The organism is Pseudaminobacter salicylatoxidans, from assembly GCF_003148475.1.
Lineage (GTDB): Bacteria > Pseudomonadota > Alphaproteobacteria > Rhizobiales > Rhizobiaceae > Pseudaminobacter > Pseudaminobacter salicylatoxidans.
In genome coordinates this window covers 1-1,268 of the sequence record NZ_QGGG01000041.1, presented here as the reverse complement: position 1 = coordinate 1,268, position 1,268 = coordinate 1, and the positions used below count along the sequence as shown (strand labels likewise).

The following is a 1,268-nucleotide window of genomic DNA, read 5'->3' as shown; positions in this document are numbered from 1 at the left end:
ACGTTGCCCCCAGTTTTTATCCAGTTTTGAGTTCGTTTCCGGCGTTGTCTTTGCCCTGATGGGCGGGTGAAGCCGCGGGCGCTGGCGCGTAGCTTTTGGCAGTGCGCAGCGTCAGGGCCCGTCGCGTGTGGAAGGTCGGAGCGAACTCGTCGGGCGTCTTCCAGCCGAGCTTCGAGTGCGGGCGCGAGCCATTGTAGTCCGTCCGCCAGATGCTCAGCATCGCGCGGGCCTGAGCCAGCGAGGAGAACAGCGTTTCGTTGAGCAACTCGTCGCGTAGGCGGCCGTTGAAGCTCTCGATGAAGCCGTTCTGCATCGGCTTGCCTGGCGCGATGTAGTGCCACTCGACACGCGCCCGATCGGCCCATGCCAAAATGGCATTGCTGGTGAACTCGCTGCCGTTGTCGCTGACGATCATCCTCGGCTTGCCACGTTCGGCGATGAGGCGATCCAACTCGCGAGCGACCCGCAGGCCCGACAGCGATGTGTCGGCGACCAGCGCCAGGCTCTCACGCGTGCAGTCGTCGACCACGGCCAGAATACGGAAGCGCCGGCCGTCGGTGAGCTGATCGGACACAAAGTCCAGCGACCAGCGCTCGTTCGGCTGCAAAGGCACCAGCATGGGTGCTCGCGTCCCGATCGCCCGCTTGCGGCCACCTCGCTTGCGCACGCTCAGCTTCTCTTCCCGGTAGAGCCGGAACAGCTTCTTGTGGTTCACAAGGTGGCCCTCGCGCTTGAGCAGGACATGCAGACGCCGATAGCCGAAGCGCCGGCGCTCGCGCGCGATCTCCCACATCCGCTCCCGAAGCTCGCGATCATCGGGCCGCCTGGTCTCGTAGCGAACCGTCATGCGGCAACAGCCGATGGCTTTACACGCCCGCCGTTCACTCATCCCAAAGGCAGACTTCAGATGAGTGACAGCGTTCCGCCTGGCTGCGGGCGTCACCACTTCTTTCCCAACAGATCCTTCAGTGCCGCATTGTCGAGCATGGCATCGGCCAAAAGCCGCTTCAGGCGTGTGTTCTCATCCTCCAGGCTCTTCAGACGCTTCGCCTCGGACACGTCCATGCCACCGAATTTGGCCTTCCATTTGTAGATCGAGGCATCGCTCACGCCATGCTTGCGGCACAAATCCGCGACCGAGACCCCGGTCTCATGCTCCTTCAATCCCGATGATCTGCTCATCCGAGAAGCGGCTGCGTTTCATGTTCTGGTCCTCTCTTTAGGCCAGAACGAACTTCAAACCGGATTAAGTCAAAGGGGCAACGTCA

At 62.1% G+C, this 1,268-nt stretch carries 1 pseudogene; it reads right to left on the bottom strand.

Annotated features, from left to right (window positions below):
- Positions 1 to 16: 16 nt before the first annotated feature.
- Positions 17 to 1,204 (bottom strand): annotated as a pseudogene (locus C7441_RS23680) (IS3 family transposase).
- Between the last annotated feature and the right edge of the window lie 64 nt (positions 1,205 to 1,268).